A 5193-nucleotide genomic window follows, 5' to 3' on the forward strand; every position below is an offset into this window, starting at 1 on the left:
TCCGCACCCAAACTCCCCACGCAAACAGCCAACCCCGCAAGCGTGTGAAATTGCGGCGCGCTCCGCACCCAAACTCCCCACGCAAACAGCCAACCCCGCGAGCGTGTGAAGTTACGGCGCGCCCCGCACCCGAACTTCCCACGCACGACGCTGACCCGCCCCGGACCCGCGCGACACCGCCACCGCCCCGCCCCGGACCGCACCGCGCCTCCGTGCCCCGGCTGGCTCACAGGGGTGCATCCAGGCCGCTGACACACCCCCAGGAACCAGCCGGGCTCGGAAACCGCGGCACGGGCCCCGGGAGCCGGCGAACATCGCGCCCCCACCACTCCCCGCCGGCGCTGAGGGCTGCCTCCCGCGGCTCGAGGCAGCGACGGCCGGCCGGTCACCGATGGGGACGCCGCGGTCCGGGTCAGGGGTGGGCCGGGACCCGCAGCGCCAGGAGCGCGGCGTCGTCGCTGTGCCAGCCGTGGTGGTAGGCGCTCAGCGTCGCCGCCAGATGTTCCACGGTGCCGGCCGCGTCCAGGCCGTGACTGGCCGCCAGGGCCCGCGCCAGCGCCTCCTCGTCGAACATCGCCTTGCCCGGTTCCGGACCGCGCCGGTCGGCCCGCGCCTCGCACGCCCCGTCGGTGTAGAGCAGCATCAGGTCACCGGGCGCCATCCGGAACCGGACGTCCGTCACCCGGACCGTCTCGGCCACCCCGAGCAGCACCCCCGGCACACCCACCGGCTGCACCCGGCCGTCGGCCCGGCGGATCAGTGCCGGCGGATGCCCGGCCAGGCACAGCCGTCCGGCCAGCCCGGCCGCGGTGGCCCGGAACGTGGCCTGCACGGCGGTCAGGAAGCGGGGCGCCCGCTGGGCCAGCATCGCGGTGTTCAGCCGGCGCAGGACCGACGCCGGCGACAGGTGTTCCCCGGCGTCGGCGCGCAGCGTGTACCGGGCCAGCGCGGTCACCTTGGCGGCCTCGGTGCCCTTGCCGCACACGTCGCCGAGCACCGCGCTCCACCACGGGCCGCGGGCCTGGAACAGGTCGTAGAAGTCGCCGCCGACCGACGCGTCCCCGGTGGCGGTCAGGTAGCGCGCGGCGGCGTCCAGCCCGGGCGGCGGCAGCAGCACCGGAGGCAGCAGGCTCTCCTGCAGGCTGCGGGACAGCTCGCCGGTCCGGGCCAGCGCCTCCTGCGCGGTGTCCAGCGCGGTACGGGCGTTGGCCAGCGCGATCCGCAGGTTCACCTCGTTGGACACCGCCCGGGCCAGGATCGCCAGGGTCTCCAGCTCGTCGGTCCGCCACTGCCGTGGGTTGGTGTCGATCACGCACATGGTGCCGATCGCATGCCCGTCCGCCGTCATGATCGGGAAGCCGGCCCAGGCGCCGACGCCCCACGGCTCGATCGCCTGGTGTCCTTTCACCCGGGGGTCGTTGGCCGCGTCGTCGATGATGACCGGCCCGTCCATCCCGATCGGGAAGTAGCAGAAGCTCTCCCCGACACCGTTCTGCCAGGTCTCCCGCCCGGTGTAGGCCAGGTGCGGCACCGACTTCCAGTACGTGCGCTCGGTGCCGACGAAGGTGATCGCCGAGATGGCGCAGCCGGTCACCGAGACGGCGAGCCGGGTCAGGTCGTCGAACACCTGCTCCGGTGCGCTGCCGAACTGCCCGCTGGCAGCCAGCGCCGCGAGCCGATCAGGATCGGACAGCACGGCGGGCAACCCGTCGGCCCGCACACCCCTCGGATACTCCATCGCTCCCGCCACGTCGATCAGCCGCCTCCGCGGGTGTCCCGAACAATTGCCCACTACCCCGGATCGGCCCGGGAAATGCCGTGATCTCGGCGTACCGGCCCGGCGGTAGGGTCCGTCAGTATGGAGGACGGCTACCAGGCCCGCCTGTCGCCGCGATGGCGCCGGGCCCTGCTCCTGCTGGGCGCGGTCCTGGTGGCGCCGGCTCTCTGGCTGGACACCGCCGGGTTGCCGCCGGTCCCCGGCCGGGTCCTCGCCGTGACGCTGGCCGCCGGGCAGGTCGCCCTGCTCGGGTGGCTGGACCGTGCGCCCCGGCGGGTGACCGCGGCGGTGCTGGCCGGCAGCGCGGCCCTGCAGCTGCTGGTGCCGTCGCTCGGGCCGGGGCTGGTCTTCGTGGTGCTGTGCACCTACGCCTGGGCGCGGCCCGCGCGGGAGAGCCGGTGGGCGCTGGCCGCGACGGTGCTCGCGGTCTGCGGGCCGGCCCTGCTGCAGGGCCGGTGGGCGCCGGCCGGGGCCTGGCTCGCGGCGTCGCTGCTGGCCTGGAGCTGGGGCGCGCTGGGCCGGGCCCGCAGCGCCCGGCACGAGGCCGAGCAGCGCCAGGCCGTCCTGGAGGAGCGCGCCCGGATCGCCCGGGAGCTGCACGACGTGCTGTCCCACACGGTGTCGGTGATGGTGATCCAGGCCGCGGCCGCGGACGACGTCTTCGACATCGATCCGGGAAAGGCCCGCGAGGCGATCCGGCGCACCGAGGCTGCCGGCCGCGAGGCCCTGGCCGAGTTGCGGTCTTTTCTCCGTACGGTACGAGCCGACGCCCCGAGCCCCCCACCCCGGCCGGGCCCGACCGATCCGGGGCAGTTCGACGCCCCGCCGCAGCCGACCCTGGCCGATCTCGACCGGCTGGTCGGGACGTTCACCGCGGCCGGCCTCCCGGTGACGCTGCGCCGCGACGGTGCCGCCGAGCCACCGGCCGGGGTGCAACTGAGCGCCTACCGGATCGTGCAGGAGGCGCTGACCAACACGCTCCGGCACGCCGCCGCGCGGCAGGCGGACGTCCTGGTCCGGGTCACCGCCTCGGAGGCGACGGTCGAGGTGCGCGACGACGGCCGGGGCGGTTCCCCGCACGGCACCGGCAACGGCATCCGCGGGATGCGGGAACGTGCGGTCCTGCTCGGCGGCACGCTCACCGCCGCACCGGACCCCGCCACCGGCGGCTTCCTGGTCCGAGCCCACCTACCCTGGCAACCCTCGACGGGGAGGCGGGTATGAGCGTACGAGTGCTGATCGTTGACGATCAGGCGCTGGTCAGGGTCGGTTTTCGCATGATCATTGAGGCGCGGGAGGACCTCGAGGTGGTCGGTGAGGCCGGCGACGGCGAGCAGGCTCTCCGACTCGCGGCGCAGAGCCGGCCGGATGTCGTGCTGATGGACGTACGCATGCCTGGAATGGACGGGCTGACCGCGACCGCCCGGCTCACCGCAACCCCGGACGCGCCTCGGGTGATCATGCTGACCACCTATGACCTGGACGAATCGCTCTACGCCGCGTTGCGGGCCGGGGCGAGCGGCTTCCTGCTCAAGGACGTCCGCCCGGGTGATCTGGCCGAGGCGATCCGGGTGGTGGCCCGCGGTGAGGCGCTGCTCGCCCCGACCGCGACCCGACGGCTGCTGGACCGTTTCGTGGCCGCCGACCTGAGTCCGCCCGGCGCGGACGCCCGGCTGGACCGGCTCACCGGCCGCGAGCGCGAGGTCCTGGAGCTGCTGGCCCGGGGCGCCTCGAACGCCGAGATCGCGACGCGGATGACCGTCACCGAGGCGACCGTGAAGACCCACGTCTCCGCCGTCCTGCGCAAACTCGACGTCCGCGACCGGGTCCAGGCCGTCGTCCTCGCCTACGACCTGGGAGTGGTCCGCCCCCGCCCGTCCTGAGAAAGCCCGCCCCGGCTGAGGAAGCCCGCCCCGGCTGAGGAAGCCGCCCTCCCCAGAAACCCACTCCTCCGGACAGCCCGCCCTCATCCTGAAGTCGTAGAGCGAAGACCCCTCCACAGCCTGAGGAATCGACCGCCGGGAATTCCTACGGTCAGGGCATGACGAAGAAGACCGTTGTCACCCTGGTCCTGGCCACCCTCGCGGCAAGCGTGCTCTTCGCGCTGCTCACCCTGGTGCTGCACGACCAGATCCTCGCCTACCAGCGACTTCACCACCCCGGCGCCGACCCCGCCGGATTGGCTCGGACGTTGTGGAGCCGCCCGGCCACCGTGCTCTGCGTCGCCCTGCTCTACCTCCGGATCCTCCGGCGGTTACGGACCGGTGATCCTCGGGCCCTGCGCCGGATCCGGATCATCTCGGCACTGGGCGTGCCGGTGATCGGCTGGCTGCTGGTCACCGCGGAGTATCCGGCGTGGCTGCGCGCCGTCCAGGCCGTCCAACTGGTCACCCTGATCGCCCTCGCGGTCACGGTCAACTCCCGGACGGTCCGGTCCGCCTTCGACGCGCCGGTCCCGGTCGACACCCGCCCCCGCCACCGCGGCGCCGCCTGGACGCTGGTCCTGCTCGCCCCGCTGATCGCCGAACTGTCGCTGGGCACCGTGCCGCTGCGCCAGGCCTGGGTCGTACTGATCTTCCTGCCCATCTACGGCGGCGGCGCGCTGCTGATCCGGGAGGTGACACACCGGATCGGTGGCGGGTTTCCCAGCCTGCTGCTGTTCGGGGCCGCCTACGGCGTGATCGAGGAGGGCCTGGTGCTGCAGGGCCTGACCAGCCCTCATCTGTACGGCGCCGCCGACTGGGCCCCGCGCCTGTTCGGCCTGAACACCGCCTACGCCGAGCTGAACCTGGCCTACCACCCGGTATTCAGCATCACCGTCCCGATCGTCCTGACCGAGTTGATCTTCGCGGGCCACGGCCACCGGCCCTACCTGCGCCGCGGCGGCCTGATCATCACCGGCGTCGTCACCGCGCTCGGCGCCCTGCTGCTGCGGCTCGCGATCCCACCGGTCGAGGACCCGAACTACACCCTGCCGCCCCTCGCGGCCGTCTTTTTCCTGACGGCAGCGTCGCTCCTCACCACCGCCGCCTATTTTGTACGACCAAAGCCCACCCGCCCCGCGACACCCGCCCACCCGGCCCCCGGGCGCAGCCGCACCGCACCGGCCCCGGCCCTCCCCCGAAGTCCCGGCCAGCGCGAGGCAGCGGGTCACCAGCAGCAGCAGGCGGCGGCTGGGCCCCAGAGGTGCCTCAAAGCCCCCGAGACACCCCCGACAGCCAGCCAACACGAGCCGGCTGGACCCCAGAGGTGCCTCAACGCGCCCGAGACACCCCCGACAGCCAGCCGGCCGCCCTCACCCGCCGTGGTCGCCGGGTGGAGTGGCGGGGGCGCGTTCTCCCTCCCCCCCGTGAGCTTTCCCTTTTGCCGGGGCTGGAACGCCTTCTTTCCCCCCCCCCCCCCCGCGCGCGTTCCCA

Annotated in this window: 3 protein-coding genes and 1 pseudogene; 3 read left to right on the top strand and 1 reads right to left on the bottom strand. The window is 73.8% G+C overall.

What is annotated here, in order from left to right; genetic code table 11:
- Positions 1-412: 412 nt before the first annotated feature.
- Positions 413-1738: a SpoIIE family protein phosphatase gene (locus ADL15_RS11720; RefSeq protein WP_067688338.1), complete on the bottom strand. Its 1326-nt coding sequence runs from the start codon at positions 1736-1738 to the stop codon at positions 413-415.
- Between the two features lie 120 nt (positions 1739-1858).
- Between ADL15_RS11720 and ADL15_RS11725 the strand changes: the two genes are divergently transcribed.
- The 3 genes and pseudogenes from ADL15_RS11725 to ADL15_RS11735 all read left to right on the top strand — a co-directional run.
- A complete protein-coding gene (locus tag ADL15_RS11725; RefSeq protein WP_067688341.1) occupies positions 1859-3001 on the top strand; it encodes a sensor histidine kinase in 1143 nt (380 codons plus the stop codon).
- Complete coding sequence (locus ADL15_RS11730; RefSeq protein WP_067688344.1) at positions 2998-3660, top strand: response regulator; 663 nt, start codon at positions 2998-3000, stop codon at positions 3658-3660. Before ADL15_RS11725 ends, ADL15_RS11730 begins: the two co-directional genes overlap by 4 nt.
- A gap of 158 nt (positions 3661-3818) precedes the next feature.
- Positions 3819-5193, top strand: a pseudogene (locus ADL15_RS11735) (hypothetical protein); the annotation flags it as partial.

Source organism: Actinoplanes awajinensis subsp. mycoplanecinus, assembly GCF_001509495.1.
Lineage (GTDB): Bacteria > Actinomycetota > Actinomycetes > Mycobacteriales > Micromonosporaceae > Actinoplanes > Actinoplanes palleronii.